The organism is Pseudomonas sp. C9D1, from assembly GCF_056491235.1.
Window position 1 is genome coordinate 235,100 of the sequence record NZ_JBSZIE010000002.1, and the last position, 19,494, is coordinate 254,593.

A 19,494-nucleotide genomic window follows, 5' to 3' on the forward strand; every position below is an offset into this window, starting at 1 on the left:
TTTTTGTCAGGTTCGTAACGGGAAATCACTGGGCAGCCAGCCGGGCGGCAGGCGGCCCTGGCGCTGATGCTCGGCCAGGCGTTGCAGCTGTTCGGCGTCCAGCTGCTGCCAGGCGAGCAGATGGGCGATGCCCGCCGGCGCGGGGCGGACGGCGGCGAGGCGTTCCTCCAGCATGTCCAGGGCCAGCTGGTTGAGTGCGGGTCCACGGCGCGGAGCCAGGCCCTCGACCTGGCGCAGGTCCAGATCCATGCCGACGCCCTTGAGCATCAACAGGTGGAAGGCCCGCTCAGGGTAGTGGCGGGCGGGGTAGGGGTTATGCAGGGCGAGGGCGGCGAACACCTTGCAGCTGTTAGTGCGCCCGGCGAACAGGGCCAGTTCCAGGCAGGCGCCGTGGCCGTCCAGCCAGTCCAGGGCCCGCAGAGCGGCGGCCTTTTCCTGGTCGTCGCCCCAGTCGAAATAGCGTTGCAGCAAGGCTTCGCGGCCTGGGCCAGCGTTGGCTTCCAGGGCCTGGGCCAGCAGCAGGGCACGGGCCAGTCCGGCCCGGGTCCAGGGCAGGCCGGGCATGGGCGCGTCGCCGACATGGCGGCGGCAGGGGCCGCTGAGCAGCATCAGCGTCTGGGCGTCGGGCTGGGCGGCGAGGCGTTGTTGCGCCTGGTTCCACCAGTCCAGGGATGCGCCGCTCAGCTCATCGAGCAGGCTCTGGCGCAGGTCGGCGATGCGGTCGGTGCCGAGTTGGAGTGTGGTCGTCATGTCGGCTTCACCCATTGCTGCAGGCGCGGTAGCAGCAGGAACACACCCACGCAGGCCAGGCTGCCCAGGGGTTGGCCGGCCAGGGCCAGGACCATGGCGTCGATCAGCGGCAACGCGGTGAGCCCGGCGCCGATGAAGGCCCGTACGTTGCGCCGCTCGGGGTTCGCCAGGTGGCGGCGGTAGCTGAGGCCGAGCCAGCCGAGCCAGAGCGCCAGCAGCGGCCAGAACCACAGGCCCTGGGCATAGACCGCCAGGGCCAGCGGGCTGAGCATGAGCAGCACGGGGGCGAGGCTGGCCAACTGGTTGAGGTGTTCCTGCCGGGCCACGTAGGTCAGCCCGCTGATGTAGGTGCCCAGCAGCAGGGCGCAGAGCCACAGCGGCGCCGGAGGTGCAGCCAGGCTGGCGGCGGCGGTGAGGTAGAGCGCCGCGCGGCAGCCGCCCATGAGCCAGACGCTGTGGGCGTGGCGCTTGTGCAGCAGGTTGTAGGCGACGATCAGCCCCAGCAGCAGCGCAGCACTGCCCAGCAGCCAGCCGGGGTGCTCCAGTTGCCGGCTCAGGCCCAGCAGCGCGGCGGCTGCCAGCAGCAGGAGCGCCGCGCTGGCCAGGGCCACCTGTTGCCGGGTGACCAGCCCCAGGGCGATGGGCCGGGGGTTGTGGTGGCGGCTGTCCCAGTCGGCGTCCATCAGGTCGTTGAGCAGCATGCCGGCCAGGTAGAGCGCCGAGGCAGCGGCCAGGAGCAGGGCCCAGGCCAGGGGGGAGGGTGGGGCGAGGGCGCTTGCACTGCTGGCCAGCAAGGCGGCGGCCAGGGCGTTGGTCCAGACCGTGGGCAGGTTGGAGATGCGCCCGAGGGTCATCCAGGTCTGCAGGCTCGGGGTTGGCTGGCTCATCGTGCGCAGCCCTCGGTCCAGGCGGGCTCGGCGACCTGCAGCTGGGCCAGCTGGCGCAGCGCCTGCTGCATGCTGGGCATGTCGATGTGGTGCACGTCCACGGCGTGGCCGATGCGTTCCAGCATGGGGATGGAGAGTTCGCCGCCCAGGTGCTGGCGAAAATCCTCCAGCCCCTGCACTACGCGCAGGTTGCCCTGGTCATCGGCCAGTGTCAGTTCCGGGGGCGACAGGTTGAAGCCGAGCCGGGTCAGCAGGTCCAGCAGGCGTTGCGCTTCGCTGGGTGCGAGCAGGCCCAGGGCCTTGGCGTACAGGGCATCCAGGGCCATGCCCACGGCCACCGCCTCGCCATGGCGCAGGCGATGGCGGCTGAGCTTTTCCAGCTTGTGCGCGGCCCAGTGGCCATAGTCCAGCGGGCGGCCGTTGCCACGCTCGAAGGGGTCGCCGCCCCGGGTGATCTGCTCCAGGTGCAGCTCGGCGCAGCGGCGGATGGCGTGGCGGCTGGGATCGTGGGCGAAGGCGGCGAGGGCCTCGGCGTTGTGTTCCATCCAGGCGAAGAACGCGGCGTCCTTGATGGCCGCGACCTTGACCGCTTCCGCCAGCCCGGCCAACTGGTCGCGCCGGGACAGGCCGAGCAGCAGCTGGAAGTCGTTGATCACCGCATCGGCGGGCTGGAAGGCGCCCAGCAGGTTCTTCTGCTCGAAGGCGTTGATGCCGTTCTTCACCCCGATGCCGGCGTCGTTCTGCGCCAGCACGGTGGTGGGGATGCGGATCAGCCGCACGCCACGGTGGAAGGTGGCGCAGGCATAGCCCACGGCATCCAGCAGCGCACCACCACCCAGGGCGAGCACGTAGCAGTGGCGGTCCAGGCCCTGTTCGAGCATCTGCCCGTAGAGGCGCTGCAGAACCTCGGGCGTCTTGCAGGCTTCGCCGGCTGGCACCGCCACCGGCCCGGCCAGCAGGCGCAAGTCGTCGGCGCGGGATTGGAAGTAGCGGGTGATCTGCTGCTCCAGGGCCGGGTTGCTGCGCAGCAGGCCCTCGTCGGCGAAAACCATGACGGTCACCGGGCGCTTGCCGCTGGCCATCAGCTGTTGCTGCAGGCAGTCGTTATGGACGGCGAACAGGTGCTCGGTGAACAGCACCGGGTAGCGGTAGGTGACGGTGAAGGCGCCTTCCAGGTGGGCCGGTTTCGCTGTGGCGGCAGAGCGCTCGCGCCGCCATGCCAGCAGCCCGCGCCCGGCGAGGAACAGCGCCGGCAGCAACATGCTGGCCAGCACCGCCAGGAGCATGGCCTGGTCCTCGGCGATGTAGCTGCCCAGCGCGCTGTAGACCAGGGCCAGGCCGGCGTTGGCCAGGGTGGTGATGACCAGGAAACGGCCCAGCGGGTAACGCTGCATGCCGGCGGCCAGCACCGAGGTTTCCGCCAGTACGGGCACGCCGCGCAGGCAGATCAGCGACAGGGTGTTGAGCCGGTTGGCCAGGCGCCCGGCCTTGCGCCAGTCCTCGATATCCAGCAGCCCGGAGGCGATGCGGAAATACCCGGCCCCCAGCCAGTAGCCCAGCAGCGAGCCCAGGCACAGGCCGATGAAGATCACCAGGTAGCCGCCGACGGCCCCGAGCATGGCCACTGCCAGCAGCGACACCATGCTCGACGGCACCGGCAGCACCACATCGAGGGCCAGCAGCGCCACCAGCAGGACGGCGAGATTGAATGCGCGGACAGGGTCGGCAGGATGCTGGCCGAGGCTTTCCAGCAGGTGCTGCATCTGCTCTTCGAAGAGCAGGAAGCTGATGATCACCAACCCCGCGAACAGGGCAAGCGACAGGCAGAAGTGTTCCAGCGGTCCTCTCCGCGAGAGGACGTGACTCATCAGGCGCTTCATCAAGATCCCTTTGCTCAGGCTGATTTCCTTATCGCTGTCGAGGTCCATGCCTCAACAGCGCCAGCCTTCACTTCCTAATGCCCGGCTGGCTTCGCTTATCTACGGCGACTGCGTAATTGCAACGTAGACAGTGGGGTTATTTTTGCAAGCAAGCGGATGGCGGCGGCAAAGACCGAAGACGGCGCGTTGAAAGCTGCCCGGGCGATCAGGAAATGGCGGGCGCAGATGCAGGCCACGAAATCCGGGACCTGTGGTGAAGCGCGAATTCGTTTGTGGAACGCAGCGTCAGGTATCCGGTTATGGATAGCGAAGCGCTGATGAGGAATGGCTCTAGAAAGTTGCAGCGCGGCTGACTCAGGGGCGTTACAGAAGCAGCAGATGCGAACGATGGACGCGGATGAAAACCAAGGAGCCGACATGGCGAAGTGCGCACCTGGAAACTCGGATCAGCAGATCGACGTGGTGAGATCACCAATGGAGGTTGTCGAAACGCAGTGAGGAGCAGAAATGATCGAAACGGTGAAAGTGGCCATTTTGAGCGTTGAAATCTGTGCCCTGGGCGCCTGCTGGGAAAACACGAAAATACCTATAATGTAGATTATGTTAAATCACATATTAAGAGGTTAGGCCGATGAACTCATCAGCCCTCTGTCGTACGTCAGCTAACTGGAGAATTCCGTCGAGGATGAGAATTTGAAAAGCCCTTCTAGATCAGATGCCTACGCTTCAGCGTTGGTTGGCCAATCATGGGAACGGGCATTTTTTCTCGAAACGGACACTGCTATGTGCTGGCGGGACATGGCGGCCTGATTAGCTGAAATTGACGTTGCGCATGGGTTGATACGTCGCCGCGATCAGCCTAGAACTCTGCCAGCACTGACCCGTTCAGTTCCTCATGCAGCGTTCGCCATTGCGGCAAGTGCTGGTCAAGCAACCCGGTAAAGCGCTCGTTGTGGTGGCGCTCCAGCTGATGCGTCAGCTCGTGAACTAGGATGGACTCCAGGCACCGCACCGGCTTTTTGGCCAGTTCCAGATTCAGCCAGATGCGCCGCGCTTCCATGTTGCACGCACCCCATTTGGTTTTCATACGCTTGATGCCCCAGGCGCTGACCGTAACGCCTAGGATTGGCACCACTTGCCCAATACTCTGGAACCATCTTTTCTTAGTTCTGCGCGTAAAAGCATGGAAAGAGTTGTGCTTTTTCTCTGACGTATCAGGGCGCACAGTCAAAAGCATCTGTGGATCTGGAGCACTAGTCGCTCATCAATTGGGCGCAGATAAGCCTAACAGCTTGGCTTGATACACCGCATCATGGAGGGCGTCGTGATCACCCTCTTTCCGGGGTAGAACCCTAAATGTGACAGCCAGTAATAGACTAGCCCGTGCTCCTGGGTGGAATCAGATGAACGTTCCAGCCTTGGTCGACCAGCAACTGACGACTCTGCTCGAACGCCTCGCCCTCCCCCAGTGATCGCCTGCTGATCGCCAAGCACAGCAGGTGCGTTGGTCGGGTCATGGCGACATACATCGCCAGCAGCCGTCTCCTCTGCCGAATCTTCACAGACTTTCCGCCATGGCACTGCTGCCCTAGGATCCAGGGCATCAGGCTGTGGAGCACGTGGCCGTAGTTATAGGTTTCCAATACCAGCGTCGCGGTGTGTGTTTGACCTTTGGCCGAATGAACAGAGCCAAGCTTGATGTCGACCGTTTTATGCTCGTGCACGCATCGATACGTATTGAGCGACGGAGCGACGGCTTCCTCCTGGATAACCTCTTGAGTGTCTTCAACCCAACTCAAGTAGTCCGTCCCAGCTTCCGATAACTCTTCGGTACCCGCGAGCACCTTCGCAAGTAGCAAAACGCGATGTCTCAGCTCCTTCCAACGACGCTGAGTGATCAGCTCGGGGCTGAACAAAACTTCTACCACCAGATTTTGGTATCGTTCTAGATCGTCTGGCTGGATCAACAACTGTTGGATCTGGAGGTGCTGCCGCGCTCCAGCCTTGATCCTCATCCGAGGATCAGTCAGGTTCACCAGGTGGATCAAAGCACGAGCCATCTCCTCTACCGCCTGATGGGCCGTTTCCCCTTTCGCGAGGTGACGCCTGGCCAAACGTAGCCGCTCCACCAGTGTCGGTGGTTTGTAGCCTGAGCCGCCGGCGTTGCGGTCGTATTTCCCCCAGTAGTGAGCCACGGTCTTGGGGTAATGCTCATCTTGGTCTTCCGGGTCGATATCCTTGTGCGTAAAGCCCAGTGCAGTGATCGTCGCTTTATGAAGCAGCTCGGCAGGAAGGTGTTGCAGTATGTGGCGACCATAGGCATCGAGCACCGCGCCGCAATCTCCATCCGGGAAAACGAAAATAGTATGGGGCAGCTGTTGCCCCTCACCCCTAACGCGAAGCCCCCTAAGGCCCTTTGCGACGGGATGGAGCGCAAAAGAGTTCGCGAGCAGCGCTATTGACTCGTCAAATCGGAAGCTGCTGGCGATGTCCAGCGACTGGTCAACATCGGGGAAATCGCTGCCCCGGGAGCTTGCATCAGAGTCGAAAATGGCCTGGTTGGGATCGCCCACCCGTGTCACGCAGATGTCCCCATCTCCCCGGGTGAAAATGGTGCTAAGGAATTCGTTCTGAAGATCAGACGTATCCTGCATTTCATCAACGAGTACACAGGGAAAACGGTGACGCAAAGATGCCCCAACGCCCGGCCGTTCGGCGAGTTGGGCCTTGCCCAGAACGAAGATTTCGTCATAGCAAAAGTAACCACGCTTAGCTGCCTCACCCATCGCGGCGGCCATGATCTTGTAGCTGTCAGCATCTGGGCCGCAGGGAAAACTATTACCCTTGAGCGGGTCGGCGAAGTCGGTGCTGGTCAGCCTCAGACTCTCAGCCTTGAACTTACTGTGCTCGAAAAAAGCACGAACTGTTTTTCTTTCAGCGAACGTCATGCAATTGAAACGCATGCGATGAGTCAGCTCATCATCGATGGCTGTGAACCGGAACCGGGCAGAGAGCAGCCATGGCGTGGCAAGATATCGGCTGACAAAGCCGTGGATCGTATCGATGTAGTGTGGGTAGTTCAGCAGCCGCCGTCCCACCTCAGTATTCCCGAGCCGCTGCTCGATTTCGTGACGCGCAACGTTCGTGTGGGAGAGGACGCAGATCCCACGGGTGCGGTTCGTCCACTTGCGCGCGAGAATGGCGAGCTTCGCGACGACCATCGTTGTTTTACCGCTCCCGGGGCAGGCCGAGACATCCAGCGTCTCACGCGATTGCAGGAACTCGATTCGAGGTGCATCGAGATTCTTGAGCTGCATGAGTTCGGCGACCCAGGCAACGTCCTCCTCCGTGATCTCGGAAACTAGTTCTCGAAAGGCAGTCATGATGCTTCGCCCGCCGGCTCTTGAGCCAACTCCAGATGCGTCGTCGCGTAGATGATCGCCTCGGTTAGATACCTTGGCAACCAGTCCACAATCTGCTCGCAGCTGAGTACCTGGCGTTTCAGGCAATCGTCCAACACCTCGACCAGGTATTGCGCGGTGATGGCTTTGGACGCCGTCTTGGACGTGAACAGGCTGTAAATATGTGAACAGAGGTGCGCATGGGAGTCCGTTGACTGGCGAAGCTGCTCAAACTCTGCTTCCGCTGCCTGGACAACCTCGTTGGCTTGTTTCCGCTCCAAATTGAGTGCGTCATCATTTGCTGCGAGCCTGGCAGCTACCAGAAGCTGCTTCGCCAGGCCTGCGTATGCCAGATCGTATTCGAGCGTCCAGTGAGTCGCAACGAAGGTTTGAACACTCTGGGCATCGTCGCTTTTGAGCATTGCACGACGAGCCGCTAGGGCGTCATCACGGGTTTTCTCGTTATCCCCGAAGTGCCGCATGGCCTTCCACCGACGGTGCTTCCCGAACCACCTGGGATCATTGTCATCGTCTACCAGCCCCAGAATCGCGGGCGCGCAGTCAGGCATCACATCCATGTCCGCAATCCGAGCGACGGGTATATGGAGCATACCGTCCTCCGGTTTTGCCCTTTGCAGTATGCGGGAGTATCGACCTAGCCCGGTGCCGCCCACATTCACCACGGAAACCCCGTGCCGGGTGAAATCCCGGCCCATGATCTTCGCTAATGCCGGGAGCAGGATCGCCTCGCCATCCCCCTCAACGATGACCACACCTCGCGCGAAGAACAGGTTGGCTTTGGTGACGTCCAGGAACCGCGCTAGAAATCGGTAATCGGTGGCATCAAGGTTGGTTTGCTGCTCCGCGAGCGAGTACGCCTTGTGCCGATGCATTAGCACCAGATTGTTCAATGCAATCTTGGAGCTCAGGTTAGGGCTATGAGTGGTCAAGATGACTTGCACGGGGCGCTGCTGAGAGGCTTCTTCCGGTTCGGATTCTTCAAGCTTGGGTGCTATCGGTTTAGCCGCCGCTTCCAAAAACTCCATTAGCCGCAGTTGCCGTTGCGGATGCAGGTGCGCCTCAGGCTCCTCGATAAGCAGCAAAGGGAGTCCGTCAGGCTCTCTGCCCAGAAGCAGCAGCTCGCAGGCCATGAACAGCAGGTTGTTGGAGCCGAGTCCGTAGGTACCCTGCGCATCGCCGGATTGCTGATCCAGTAACCCGAGTTCCAGGCGCTCAAGGATCTGGCGTAAGCGCGATGATTCTGACCCGCCCTCTACAAAGTTGATGCGGCTGTGCAGGTCATCGCCGTCCAACCCCAGGTGCGAAAGGTAGTTTTCGTTGATCGTGCGCTGGGCCTTCTTCACGCCTCCGTGCAAGTTGACCAGGTGCCGCAGGTACTCCGCCAAGCCTGCGAGGCTCAGGGTCGCAGGATCCAAGTCGGCGAGAAGCTGGGCAGCGTCAAAGTCAGCACCGCGCTTGATGTCTGGAAAGTTTTTCAGCACCTGAGACAGGCGAGACCCACGGCCCGGTGACATCTCGCGCTCAGCATCGCGCAGCGGTCGCAGGTATGCGGCGGCTAGCAACTGACGCACATTGACGTCCAAGCTAGGCCCTCCCCCGGAGTGGCCACTGCGAACCGCGATATCCACCCAGCGGCGAGCCAGCGGTTCGTCGTTTAATCGACGTGCAGTCCAGTGAACGTATACAACTGCTTCTTGGCCATTGAACGTGATGTACTCTGAAAGCGCACCTTGGTCAGCAGTCGAAAGGTCGGAGAACTTGGCGACAATCTTGATTTGGTGAGCTTGCGGGCCATCTTTCGGGATGTGGAAGTCTTCTGGCTGCAAGCGCACGAACTCTCCGTCCCGGGTCTGTAGCACCAACCGTAACGCGTCGATAACGGACGATTTGCCCGCATCGTTCTCACCCACCAGCGCCGTGACGCCCTTGTTGAAGCGAATCATCAACTCCTGCTGGCCGTCTCCAAACTGCCGAAAGTTATTGACCACGAGAGCTGACAAATACATCCATGTTTTCCTGTCGCAAAAGGTTTTGGTGCGAAAGGCGCACGCAGTGACATGCCAGGGATAGTAACCGAAGTGGGGTTCTTTTCGTGAAGGCGCCCTTGCTGGTGCCTGGGAACTTGCCTTGAGTTCGACGTGTTTGGCCTGGGTGTCGACACCAATCTGACAGCAGCACCCACATGTCCGTCAGGCGGTAGTCGAAAATTTCTGGTATCGCTATCCGCCAACTTTAGCAGGGAGCATTTTCCTTGGCTGGGGCAGACTGACTAGAATTCCTCGAACAACTCTTCTAGGCGCCTTTGTAGGATCGTAGACATGGATGCACGGCTAGGACGCGAGCATGCAGCTGCTTGCTTTAATTCCCCCTCGACCTTCAATGAACCGACGCTGCGCAGCAGAGAGTACGCATTGGCCGCACTGGCCGAGATCGAGAGGTTGCAGGTTGACCAACCTGAAATATTGCGAAAATTGCTCAAGGGCGGCAACCAAGGGGCAAAGCTACTTAATACCGACCCCTTTCAAGGGTTGCGAGAGGTCGTACAGAACGCTGATGACCTAGGTGCCACTACCGTTCGCTTCGGTACTCGCACCTTCAATGGCCGCAAGCAGTTGGTGATCGTACATGATGGTGCGCCGGTGGAACTCCCGCATGTTCTACCGATGATTTATCCCTTTTACTCGACTAAACAAGATTCTGCCGAGCTCAAAGGGCGCTTCGGAATTGGTCTCAAAACCCTCGGCCAGTTGGGTAGCGATTTGACTATCCATAGTCCCCCTTTCCATTTCGGATCAAGGGACGACCATGCTGCGATGGTTGACGAGGCTTCCGCCATCCCAGGGTTCTATGATCCGTCAGCTGAGAACACGCTGTTTACCATCGACCTAGAGCCACAGTACGACCATCAGTCGCTGAAGGACTGGTTCGGGAGCTGGATGCCCAGCGATCTGGTGTTTCTTGATCGAGTTCACACGGTCACCCTCCACGACGTGGATCAGGATGCGGATCCCGAAGTCCTGTCGATTCAGCAGCCCCAGAGCCCCGAGGACTTCCATCTTCCGGTGAGCGGTTTCCCGAGCAAAGTTAGCCGGACTACTTTCTACGTCGCAGGCTGCAACTGGGTACGATTCGTCTGCCAGGTCAAGGTGCCCGCTGGCTTGGCACGGACAGCGAAGGCAACAGGGGATTTCTCGCCTATCAGCATCGCGCTACCCGTTGATGGAGGTACACAGGGGCGAATCCATGTTGCACTACCCACAAAAATCCTCACCCATGCCGCGTTCTCCCTCGACGCCCAGTTCGACCCCTCAACCTCAAGGGAGGAGTTGACTGCGACCAGCTGGAACCAGTGGCTGATTGAGGCGTCGGCTCAATTCATGGGGGCCCTTGCAGTCTATCTGGCGCAGCAGAAATCGCCCCTAGCCTGGTACGTCATTCCAGTATCAGCGCAAACGGACAGCAGTTCGGGCTCGCTTAACCAACAATTTAGACGGCAATGGGCGAAGGCCATTGAAGTGTTCCTCGAGTGTCAAACCCTGATCGAGGGCCAGTTTGCCTTGGCGCAGGTTTCGTATTGCGACGAAACCGTGGATGGGTTGTTGACGGAAGCGGATCACATCAGCATCTGCGGATCCCCCATGCTTCCTGGCTGGCTTAGAGATGAAAAAGGGCTATGGCGGGAAGTGATGGACAGCTTGGACGTATCGCCCAGGCTCGGATTGGCAGATGTTCTGGAGTATTGTGGTCGAACAGGCTTTAAGCAGAATCCCCCAGAGTGGTTCCTGGAGGTTGCCCAGCGTTGTCTAGATGCCTATGACGAAGACCTCCTGCTGGACGCAACCTGGGTACCCCTTGCAGAGGGTGGCCGTGCAGCGCCCTTAACGAGTCACGAGGCCGACACCTGGCTCGTCGCACAGCTCCCTGAGTTTGACCTGGCCCACCGCCATAATCTCTGCCAGGCCGTTCACCCCCTTCTAACCAACCCGCTCTATGAGACAGTACTAACTTGGCTTACTGAAAATGCCAACTATCTGCCAGACGTCACGGCAGAGCACACGCTTCGAGCATTCTCCAGACGTTACGCTGACACACCTCTCGTTGCAGAGCGCCAGGATCTACTGGATCTTCGCGACCTGTTTGAGTACGTCAAACCGAGTGAGAAGGATTTGGGCCGTGAGGTCGGCGCGGCCCTGCTGATTGAAGCCTTCAGCTATGACGGTAATGGCTCGGGCCGTGGCAGAACCATTAAACAACTCGCGTCGCCAGCCAAGCTCTATCTCCCTCCTTCGATAGCGGATGCCCACGACACCTGGCCACGAGCCGCCGGCCTTACTCCTGGCTTGCTGTGGGCATCGACCAGCTATGCGGAGATGTTTAAGATCAGCAGAGACGTACGCAGGCGAAGCGCCATCGACCCCAAATCGTCAAGCAGAAAGAGGGGCGTGAAACGTTTCCTGATGCTCTTAGGCGCGGAGACTATCCCACGATTTCTTCCGCAAGAGACAGACTCCTCAAGCACCTTCCTTCCCTCACAATACCCCGCCAAGCACTTCTTAGGTCGCGCGCGGGGTTGCTTGAAACAAGACTACATCTGCCCGGATTTAGACTTGGTCGTGAACAACCTGCGGCAATCTGCCCCCGTCCCGAAATCTTCAAGAAAAGGGGCCGCCCGAGCAACCGTCGCGAGTGCCAACGAGCGTGCAGTCGCATTATTCCGGTGTATTGACTCCAACTGGACGGTTATCGAGCCGCTCAGTACCACATATGCGTTAAGGGAAAAAGGTAAAGGCAGTAGCCAGGACATCCCCACTACCTGGCTGGCCAGGCTGATTGACTTTCCATGGTTCCCGAATGCGAGGGGTATCCTCTGCGAGCCGTCCAAACTCGTCGTTGAGACGAAAGTGACGCAGGCAATGTATGACGACCATACCCACTTCGCGAACGGCTTAGTCGAGTCGGACGCTGATAGCGCGTTCGCTCGGGCATTAGGCATGGAGGTGAACCCTTCCGTATCCCAACTGGTAGCCACACTGGAGCGGGAGCGCGATGCTCAAGAAACAGTCAATGCCGGCAGCATCATGCGCTTGTTCAAAGCGCTGGCCGGGCACTGCCCTCAGGGACACGCCGTACCCGCCCCGGACACGTGGATTGGTGACATGCCAGTCGCAAGTCTTCGGGCCAAGTTCGGAATTGCTCGCAAGCGTAGAGGCCTCATCGCGCCATGCGTCACCACCACGCCTACCTGCGAAGAATGGCTGAGTCCGAGCTCGGTCTTTGCCGGGAAGGACATATTCCATACCCGGCAGCCCTTTGTCCTGGCAGACAGAAATCTGACTCCCCTGTGGAATGCACTGAACATAGGGGGGGCCGATCTCAATGCCTGCATTCGGGAACTTGAATCCATCGCAGCGGAACCCTATACGCCAGAAACCGACGCCATTCTGATCGATATTTACAGGCACATGGATCGACAACTGGAAAAAGCTACCGCCGCTGACCGACGAAGCTTGAGTCTACTGCCGCTGCGATCCGGTGGGAGGTGGTCGAAGAAACGACCGATGTACTTCTCGGATCACTTGAACCTTGCATCCGAGCAAATGACCCTGTGGGCACCGCCCTGCGCCGTGGACAGCATCCCGCGCCTGATTGAGGCAGCTGGATTGGAACGCCTGCAATTCGAAGACTCACCCCGGGGGCAGGCCTGGATTACCACTGATGACATACGCCTCCGGTTCCAGACCGCTCTGAAAATACTAAAGGCCGACCTCGCGCGTGACGACGAACCATCGTACAGAGCCATGGAACCTTGGAGTCGCCTTGATCAATTGGCGATCCACCTTCATCCCGAAGGAGGACTGATCGTCGCGGCGCTTCCCAGAGGCATCCGCCCCGTTCCAGTGCAAGTGCGTGCGCATGCGGATCCATTGGAGTTCGCCGTCCACTTCGACCATCCCCAAGTCATTGGTCGTAGTGAACATGGCGGTGCAGTGATCGCTCGCTTTGCAGCAGGAAGTGCATCTGGGAGTCGAACGCGAGAGATTGCACTTGCCTGGGTATCCGCCTGGGCGTCCAGCGAAGATCACGTGCTTGCTACGGAAATCAATTTGGCGAGTGACAGCGAGGAGGCGAACCTTGACGCGCTGATTGCCGAACAAGATCGGCTAGGACGCTCCGGCCGCAAGAAAATTACCAAACGTCCCGGTGAAACAACGTGGCCTGCACGTGACAATGCGGCACCTCCGCAGAGCCGGCATTTGAAACCCTTACCACCAGACTTCAGCTTCTACTCCACTGTGGTGGATGGTTCCGAGCTGCCGAAAAAAGGTAAGCAGGCGAAGAACGAAAAGCCTTTGGTGAATCAGACGCCCAGTCCGAATCGTCAGAGCAGTGCACCGGCTCCAGCAAATTCGTATTGCCATTACAACTCTGCACAACTCCAGGAACGCGCCTGGGCCTATGTCCAAGCCGCTTTCGACAGGGAGGACTTCCCTCTAGAGGATCTCCAAGCTCATCGGGGTGTTGGAGCAGACGGTGCGATCAACTGGTCGACATTTGTCGAGATGAAGTCCTTCGCTCGTGAAGCACCGTCAGAGATAACCCTCACCGAGGCCGAGTTTCGTCGAGCGCGCGAATGCAAAACTAAGTTCTATCTCATCATTGTCTCAGGCCTGGAGGAAGGCTTCGAGACTGAGATGAGGATCTACGTGAACCCTCTAGCATCCCTCGCCTGGTCACCCAAAGGCTCGGTGTCCGTCAGCGGACTCTCAAAAGGTGCTGCATTGGTTCTGACGACGCAGCGGCCGGGTGCAGAGGGATAGGAGTCAGCCGCGTTACCCTGATGGTGCACAAGCGTTCTTGTGCACCTGAGTCGCTTCCGCAACCGCCGCAAGTCACGTGAAACAGGCTACTGGTAATGAAAACATTATCAAATTTGTTAAGAAAATCGCGACGAACCCTGATGCCATGAGGCATTACCTGGATTGGAGACTGTCGGCTGGAAGTCAGAACACTATTCGCCCAACCGTCTCCAACGTGGCCTGCTTTTTCTCACCGTGCCCGAGCAGCACATAAGCCGAGTTCAACGTCTGAAACAGGAAGCCATCGCTGAACTAGGGTGCGTAGATACATGAGAGACCTTTCTTAAGCATAAAATTTGGTGGACGAGTCCGTTGCCTGGGGTTCTTGATAGGCGTGAACTCGACCTCCACGACCAAACCTGATGCAAGTTAGCTAGCACGCGTGATCAGGAGTAGCTGCTCTAGCCCAACGCCCTCCTGTGGCAACCATCTTCCTTCACACCATAACCCGTGGATTTCCTGCGTAAGTTCAGGTAACCACGAACTTACCTCTGAGCTTTCGCCGGTGTACGCGACCGACAACGGCCTATAGCGACCACTAGAAAGCAGCTTCTGATACAACCAAGTTGCCGGCTGAAGCTGGGTCTCATGATTTTGGTTGTAGCGCATCGGTATTGAGATGCCTTCAGGATCCAGATCCCCGAAGTACTCAGCACCATTGCCACTTACCTCTTGGATCACTTCATCGAGCGCCGTCCCGGATGATGTTATGGCACTGCCAGAGCCATACACGACCGCAGCGTAACGAGCCTCTTGTGTATTCCATTCGCATAGGCTGAAGAACGTGTGATGATTCTCGACGATCAGTATGGGGCGACCAGGCGTGCCTGGTTGATGACGGTACGGTAAGGGTAAATCTACTTTACGGGCCCCAATTGCCGAGAGAGCCAAACGTCCGCTAAAGAGTGCGTTGGCACGCACCCGACCATCGAGATACTTCTCATCCCCAAAGATGTCTAGAGACCGTTCCCGTAACGGCACAGTTATAAATTGTCCTCTACGGTTGATGAGCCAGTCGTTAATGACCTTGGCCGTCACCTTTTCGCTTTCCGTCAGGTACATCCAAAAGCCCAGTTCCGGCATCCATGAAATAGCCGCCCAATCGGTTTTCATGGCCTGCGGCACATCGACCGTCACCGTAATGAACAGCGGCATGGCCGGGTTGCCAATTCGCTCAAAGCTACGGGTAGACGGCAGCTTGAGCATGCCCTGCTTATGACCGGCCACTAGGGCAGCCATAAGCAGCTGGTCATGATTGGGGTGCTGTTGAAGCTCTGGATGATGCTCTATCCAGAGACTCCTAAGCTTGAACAGCTCTACCCGCTTCTTACGGCTATTTTGCAGAGCCTCGAAAAATGCAGCACTCATCAATTTGTACCTGACCTTTGCACCGCAGTGTTGAAGGTGGCCGACACCAACTCGATGTGCGAACGACCGTTTTTGGTGCCTGCCTTGCGTAGCCGGAGTATCCGCTCGAACCCGGCGAGGATGTTCACGTCCTTCATCGCGGTGAAGAAGATCAGCTGAACGCCGATGGCTTCGGCCAGCATGATCTGGACATCGATCAGGGCTCGTGTCTGCACTTTGGCAAACGGGTTGTCGAGAATGAGCGGGCAACCGCCCCCACGCTTGGTCACCGCCTGATTGGCACGGCGCAACTGGCTCATCATCAGGTACAGGAACATGGCAATTACTACGCCCTGCCCTCCGGATTTCTTCAAGCGCCCGGCATCCTGGTATTGATGTTCGGCGTTCTGCTCCATTTGCAGAAGCTGCAAACCGAACTCACGACTCGGCGACAGATTGATCATCCCTGCGGCAACCAGATCTGCCCCATTTTCAGGGATGACGCCGGTTTCGATCAGGGTGTTCATATAATGCCGAATAGCGGCCTTACCCGCTTCAGTCGATACGCCTTTCACCGGACGACGCATCTTCATAACCGATTTACCGCCTACATACGGCGCACCTTCGGGCACTATGACCTCACAGGCTTTCCTGAGGACGCTCATTCCCTCTTCAACAAGCTGATGCACTTCGCCGACGCAGTTTTCAAAGTCAGGCTGCATGCCATCCAGCTCAGACTGGGATGCTTCGATCCTTTCTTGAATCAATCCCATTAGTCGTTCAAGGTCGCTGCAAGTGCTGTCAAAGGTATTGTTCGACAGCTCATGCGATAGACCTGGATCCGCTTCTTGGACGGTCTTTGAACGTACGACGTTGGAAAAACTTTCAAAATCTTCCTGAGCTCGTGCCCGCACAAGCTGTAACGCATCACTCAGTTGAGTATTCAGCTCAAGCAGCTCACTGAGCTGCGCTTCGCCCGAGTCGGTCAACTCCACGGACTCTTCTACATAGGCCGCATGCTGAATAGCCTTGCTGAGAAGGCGCTGGTTTTTGGTCAGTTCATTGAGGAAATTTTGTCCAGTGTCCTGCTCCTTGAGTATTTTGTTTAGATCGCTTTGATCGGATTCAAGGTTTTGTTCAAGCTGAGTAACTGCCTCCCCGATCTGGCCAATACCTAGGTTCAAATCATCATCGCTAAGCGTCAGGATCTCCGCAGAAGGCGCAGCGGGCTTGTGCTTGGTGTAGAACTGTTTTTTCTGGTCAGTCGCAATTGCCAAGCTGGAGTTGGCAGACACATGCGCGAGCTCAAGCGCATCGTTTTTTTTCACCTGAAGAGTGCGTTCACTGACCAGATCTAGCGAGAGCAAGCCGGCCACTTCCTCTTCCATGAGGTCAGGAAATTCATTGCGATACTCAGCGCGCAACGTGGCTTCGGCGTCCCTCAGTTGCCCAAGGCTTATGCGCCTGGCGCCAAGGCGCTGGGACTCTTCGGTATCAAAAACCATTTTGTCGGCTTCATATGTTTTGATCAGCATTGGCAAGTCGAAGCCTGCATCCAAAGCTGCCTGGCAGTCGTGGTTCTGATCGTAAATCTCTGTCGCATCCTTCCGAGCTGCCAGCTGCGAAGCTTCACCCTTCAGATCAATTTGCGCCCTCCTGGCATCATCTAGATGCTGGTTCTGTTCGTCGATCTCCAGATCAAGCGAGACCACTTGATCTGCTGCTGTTTGACCCAATTCCTGGGCTTGCAGCAGCCGAGCCTTACGCGCCGGCAGCGGCTGCTCATGCTGGGATGCATAGGCTTTCAGACGCTTAACCCAGGTCTTCATGCCGGCAATTTCATTGGGGATACGCGCGATATCGATCTCTAGTAGCTTGGCCTTGGAAGTGATCCCTTTGGACTCTTCTAGGCAATCAGCTTGTTGCGCGCGGAACGCTTTTTCCGCGTCTGCATGAGCCAGAATGTCGCATTCAAGCTGGGCGATTCGGCCAGCTCCACATTTGCTCTGGTATTCGGCCAACTTGGCGGAGGCACGCTGAGCTTCGTCCCGGCGCGCCTTAAACTCGACGCGTTTACCCGAAATCTCCTCGATTCTCTGCTCAAAGCCAACCAGCGCGGTAGCAGCAGCAGCCAGGTTGTACGCCGAATCATCTTCTGGCGGGATCACCAGGCGATCCTGAGTTAGCTCTGCTGCATCCAAGGTCGACAGAGCGACAGTGACCGGTCTACTAAGGTGCAGGTTCGAACCATCGATAACATTGAGTGCCTTATCCCACTCACCTTTGGCCACACATACGCCCAGGAATCTAGCGGGATCGGACATCACCAAGCGTCGAGCTTCTGTAGCATCTGGGATTAGATCGGCAACATAGACATTCGCAGCCGCCGCCGAGACGATTCCAGCTGTGGACAGCAGGCGCACGACTTGATCGACATCGTCGCTTTTGCCCGCAAGTTTGGTTTGCAGGATCGACTCTTTGTCCCGCGCTAGATTTGCCAGGTGGATATCTCGCTCAAGCAACTCCAGATCCATGGCGGTGATGAACTCATTCACTACCCCGGCCAGACTTGGGGAGTCGGGGTCACAAAGCTCGGAATCCACCAAAGAGCACAGCAAGCGATCTTGCTGTAAGTCTTCCTGCAAATTCCTGGCCGAGCCTAACTCCTTCTTCAGACTCGTGCGGGCATGCTCCTGATCTTGAGCGCTCAATTCGTATTGATGAGCTTGGTCACGTAGATCGTTGGCCTGTTGTTCATAGTCTGTCCGCTCTGTGCGCAAAGCCTCCAGACGCGCTTCATTCTCACCGATGAGTGCTGTGATCCTTGAGATGGCAACAGAGGAATCTTGGTCGTATGGATCTAAAACTCCTTCATCCAGCAGCAGGTTACGCTGCTCTTCGGCATTGGTTATTGCTGCCGTGAGCGTGGCCACCTCCAGATTCAGTTGCTGAATCTGCGCGTTGATGGACTTGACACTATCTTTGGCCTGCTCAATTGTCTTGGCGGCCCTTTGCTCAGCCAACTGGGCAGCCACTTGTTTGCTTGCATTCTGATCGAGCAGTCGACCGATAGCAGCGCGTAGCAGGGCCCCCTGCTTCAGTACTTTTTCGCGAATCGGTTGTAGGCCCTTCATCTCCTCAGCGTAAGATTGCTCTTCGCTTTCCACGCGCAAATGTGCATCTCTGACCTTCTTGAGCAAGATAGCCCCTTCGAGATCGCGCAAGCGTTTCTTAGCGCCAGCCTTTGCGTTCAGGGATTCGTTCAATGCTGCCGTGGCTCGTTCAACAACTCTACAGAGCTGTAAGGCCTGCATGGCAAGAGAGGCCTGCTGATGATTTACCAGCAGCTTCTGGTTGTCTTCGATCAGCGGTTGAAGTGTCTTTATAGTGCTGGAGCAAACCTCAAGTTGCTGCCCAGTTTTAACGCGAGCTAGCTCAAGTGCAGCGGAGAGTCCGGCTGCTCGCCGGGAAATCCCCTCGCGCTTGTCTTGGGCCAATGCATAAGCTTTAGCTGAATGCCCCAGAGGCTCTATGGCCGCAAGTACTCTGGCCAACTGAATCAGCCGTGCTTCAATACGCGGCTTCATCTTCAGCTTATCTACTACATTAACAACGGTGGATCGCACCATGTGTCCGCGCTCGGCATCCATGGTCAGCACCATGATCTTACGCACGAGGTCTTCCTCATCCTTGAAGGCGAGGAAACCACTTTCCATGCCCCCTTCCTGACTGTTGAACTGGCGTTGCATGACCAGCAAATCTATATCTAGCAGGCGGGTGGTAGAAAGATGTGTAACCCAGTCGCGCTGCACCTTGGTATGGTAGAAATCCTCAGGGAGTTTTCGACCCATTTGGCTGAGCCATTGACTGAACTCCGTCATCGTCTCCAATGGCAGCATAGCGAGACCTAGGGCTGGGATTTCTTCAAAAGAAATCCCATTGCGGGGCTCGAAAGCAAAGAACACCCGCTCCAATTCACTGCTGCGTTCAATGACATTCCGTGAAGCAACAACCTGACCCACAATCAGCTTATAGTCACTACCACCGGGGTGCCGGGATGGCATCGACCACTCAATGATGATGAACGATGGTTTACCATCCTTGGCAAAATAGTCGCTGAAATGGTGGTTCTTGTTTTGGAGGTGTTGAATAAACACTTCCTGGCTAGGGTCGAAAAGGCTGAAGATATACGACAGCAGCGATGTTTTACCCCCGGTGTTTTCCAAGTTGATGATGGCATTGACCGCTACAAGGGTATCCGGAGAGGTTAAATCCAGGACTGTCGGCCCATACCAGGCAGTATCGGTGCCGAAATGACTGACATAAATGCGGGTAATTTTTTGCATTCAAA

9 protein-coding genes and 1 pseudogene are annotated in these 19,494 nt (G+C 57.9%); 1 reads left to right on the top strand and 9 read right to left on the bottom strand.

Features of this window, described 5'->3' with window-relative positions; genetic code table 11:
- Positions 1 to 6 precede the first annotated feature (6 nt).
- The 6 genes from ACXI0U_RS09530 to ACXI0U_RS09555 form a co-directional block, all read right to left on the bottom strand.
- The gene (locus tag ACXI0U_RS09530) at positions 7 to 750 is read right to left on the bottom strand and encodes an EboA domain-containing protein (RefSeq protein WP_479550128.1); all 744 of its coding nucleotides are present in this window, start codon (positions 748 to 750) and stop codon (positions 7 to 9) included.
- Entirely contained in the window at positions 747 to 1,637 is an 891-nt protein-coding gene (locus ACXI0U_RS09535) for a UbiA family prenyltransferase (RefSeq protein ID WP_021221922.1), read from the bottom strand. Before ACXI0U_RS09535 ends, ACXI0U_RS09530 begins: the two co-directional genes overlap by 4 nt.
- Positions 1,634 to 3,517, bottom strand: a complete 1,884-nt coding sequence (locus tag ACXI0U_RS09540) for a 3-dehydroquinate synthase (protein WP_479550129.1) — start codon at positions 3,515 to 3,517, stop codon at positions 1,634 to 1,636. The genes ACXI0U_RS09535 and ACXI0U_RS09540 overlap by 4 nt, the downstream gene beginning before the upstream one ends.
- Before the next feature lie 859 nt (positions 3,518 to 4,376).
- Complete coding sequence (locus tag ACXI0U_RS09545; RefSeq protein WP_479550130.1) at positions 4,377 to 4,754, bottom strand: M48 family metallopeptidase; 378 nt, start codon at positions 4,752 to 4,754, stop codon at positions 4,377 to 4,379.
- A gap of 139 nt (positions 4,755 to 4,893) precedes the next feature.
- Positions 4,894 to 6,900, bottom strand: coding sequence for a UvrD-helicase domain-containing protein (locus ACXI0U_RS09550; protein WP_479550131.1), 2,007 nt, complete (start codon positions 6,898 to 6,900; stop codon positions 4,894 to 4,896).
- A complete protein-coding gene (locus tag ACXI0U_RS09555) occupies positions 6,897 to 8,945 on the bottom strand; it encodes an ATP-dependent nuclease (protein ID WP_479550132.1) in 2,049 nt (682 codons plus the stop codon). Before ACXI0U_RS09555 ends, ACXI0U_RS09550 begins: the two co-directional genes overlap by 4 nt.
- Before the next feature lie 312 nt (positions 8,946 to 9,257).
- Here ACXI0U_RS09555 and ACXI0U_RS09560 point away from each other — a divergent pair, with 312 nt between their 5' ends.
- Positions 9,258 to 13,757, top strand: a complete 4,500-nt coding sequence (locus ACXI0U_RS09560) for a hypothetical protein (protein ID WP_479550133.1) — start codon at positions 9,258 to 9,260, stop codon at positions 13,755 to 13,757.
- A 183-nt stretch (positions 13,758 to 13,940) separates the two neighbouring features.
- On the opposite strand, the pseudogene ACXI0U_RS09565 reads toward ACXI0U_RS09560, so the two are convergent.
- The 3 genes and pseudogenes from ACXI0U_RS09565 to ACXI0U_RS09575 all read right to left on the bottom strand — a co-directional run.
- Positions 13,941 to 14,036, bottom strand: a pseudogene (locus tag ACXI0U_RS09565) (DUF6957 family protein); the annotation flags it as partial.
- A 129-nt stretch (positions 14,037 to 14,165) separates the two neighbouring features.
- Entirely contained in the window at positions 14,166 to 15,164 is a 999-nt protein-coding gene (locus tag ACXI0U_RS09570; protein ID WP_479550134.1) for a Wadjet anti-phage system protein JetD domain-containing protein, read from the bottom strand.
- Entirely contained in the window at positions 15,164 to 19,489 is a 4,326-nt protein-coding gene (locus ACXI0U_RS09575) for a hypothetical protein (protein ID WP_479550135.1), read from the bottom strand. Before ACXI0U_RS09575 ends, ACXI0U_RS09570 begins: the two co-directional genes overlap by 1 nt.
- Between the last annotated feature and the right edge of the window lie 5 nt (positions 19,490 to 19,494).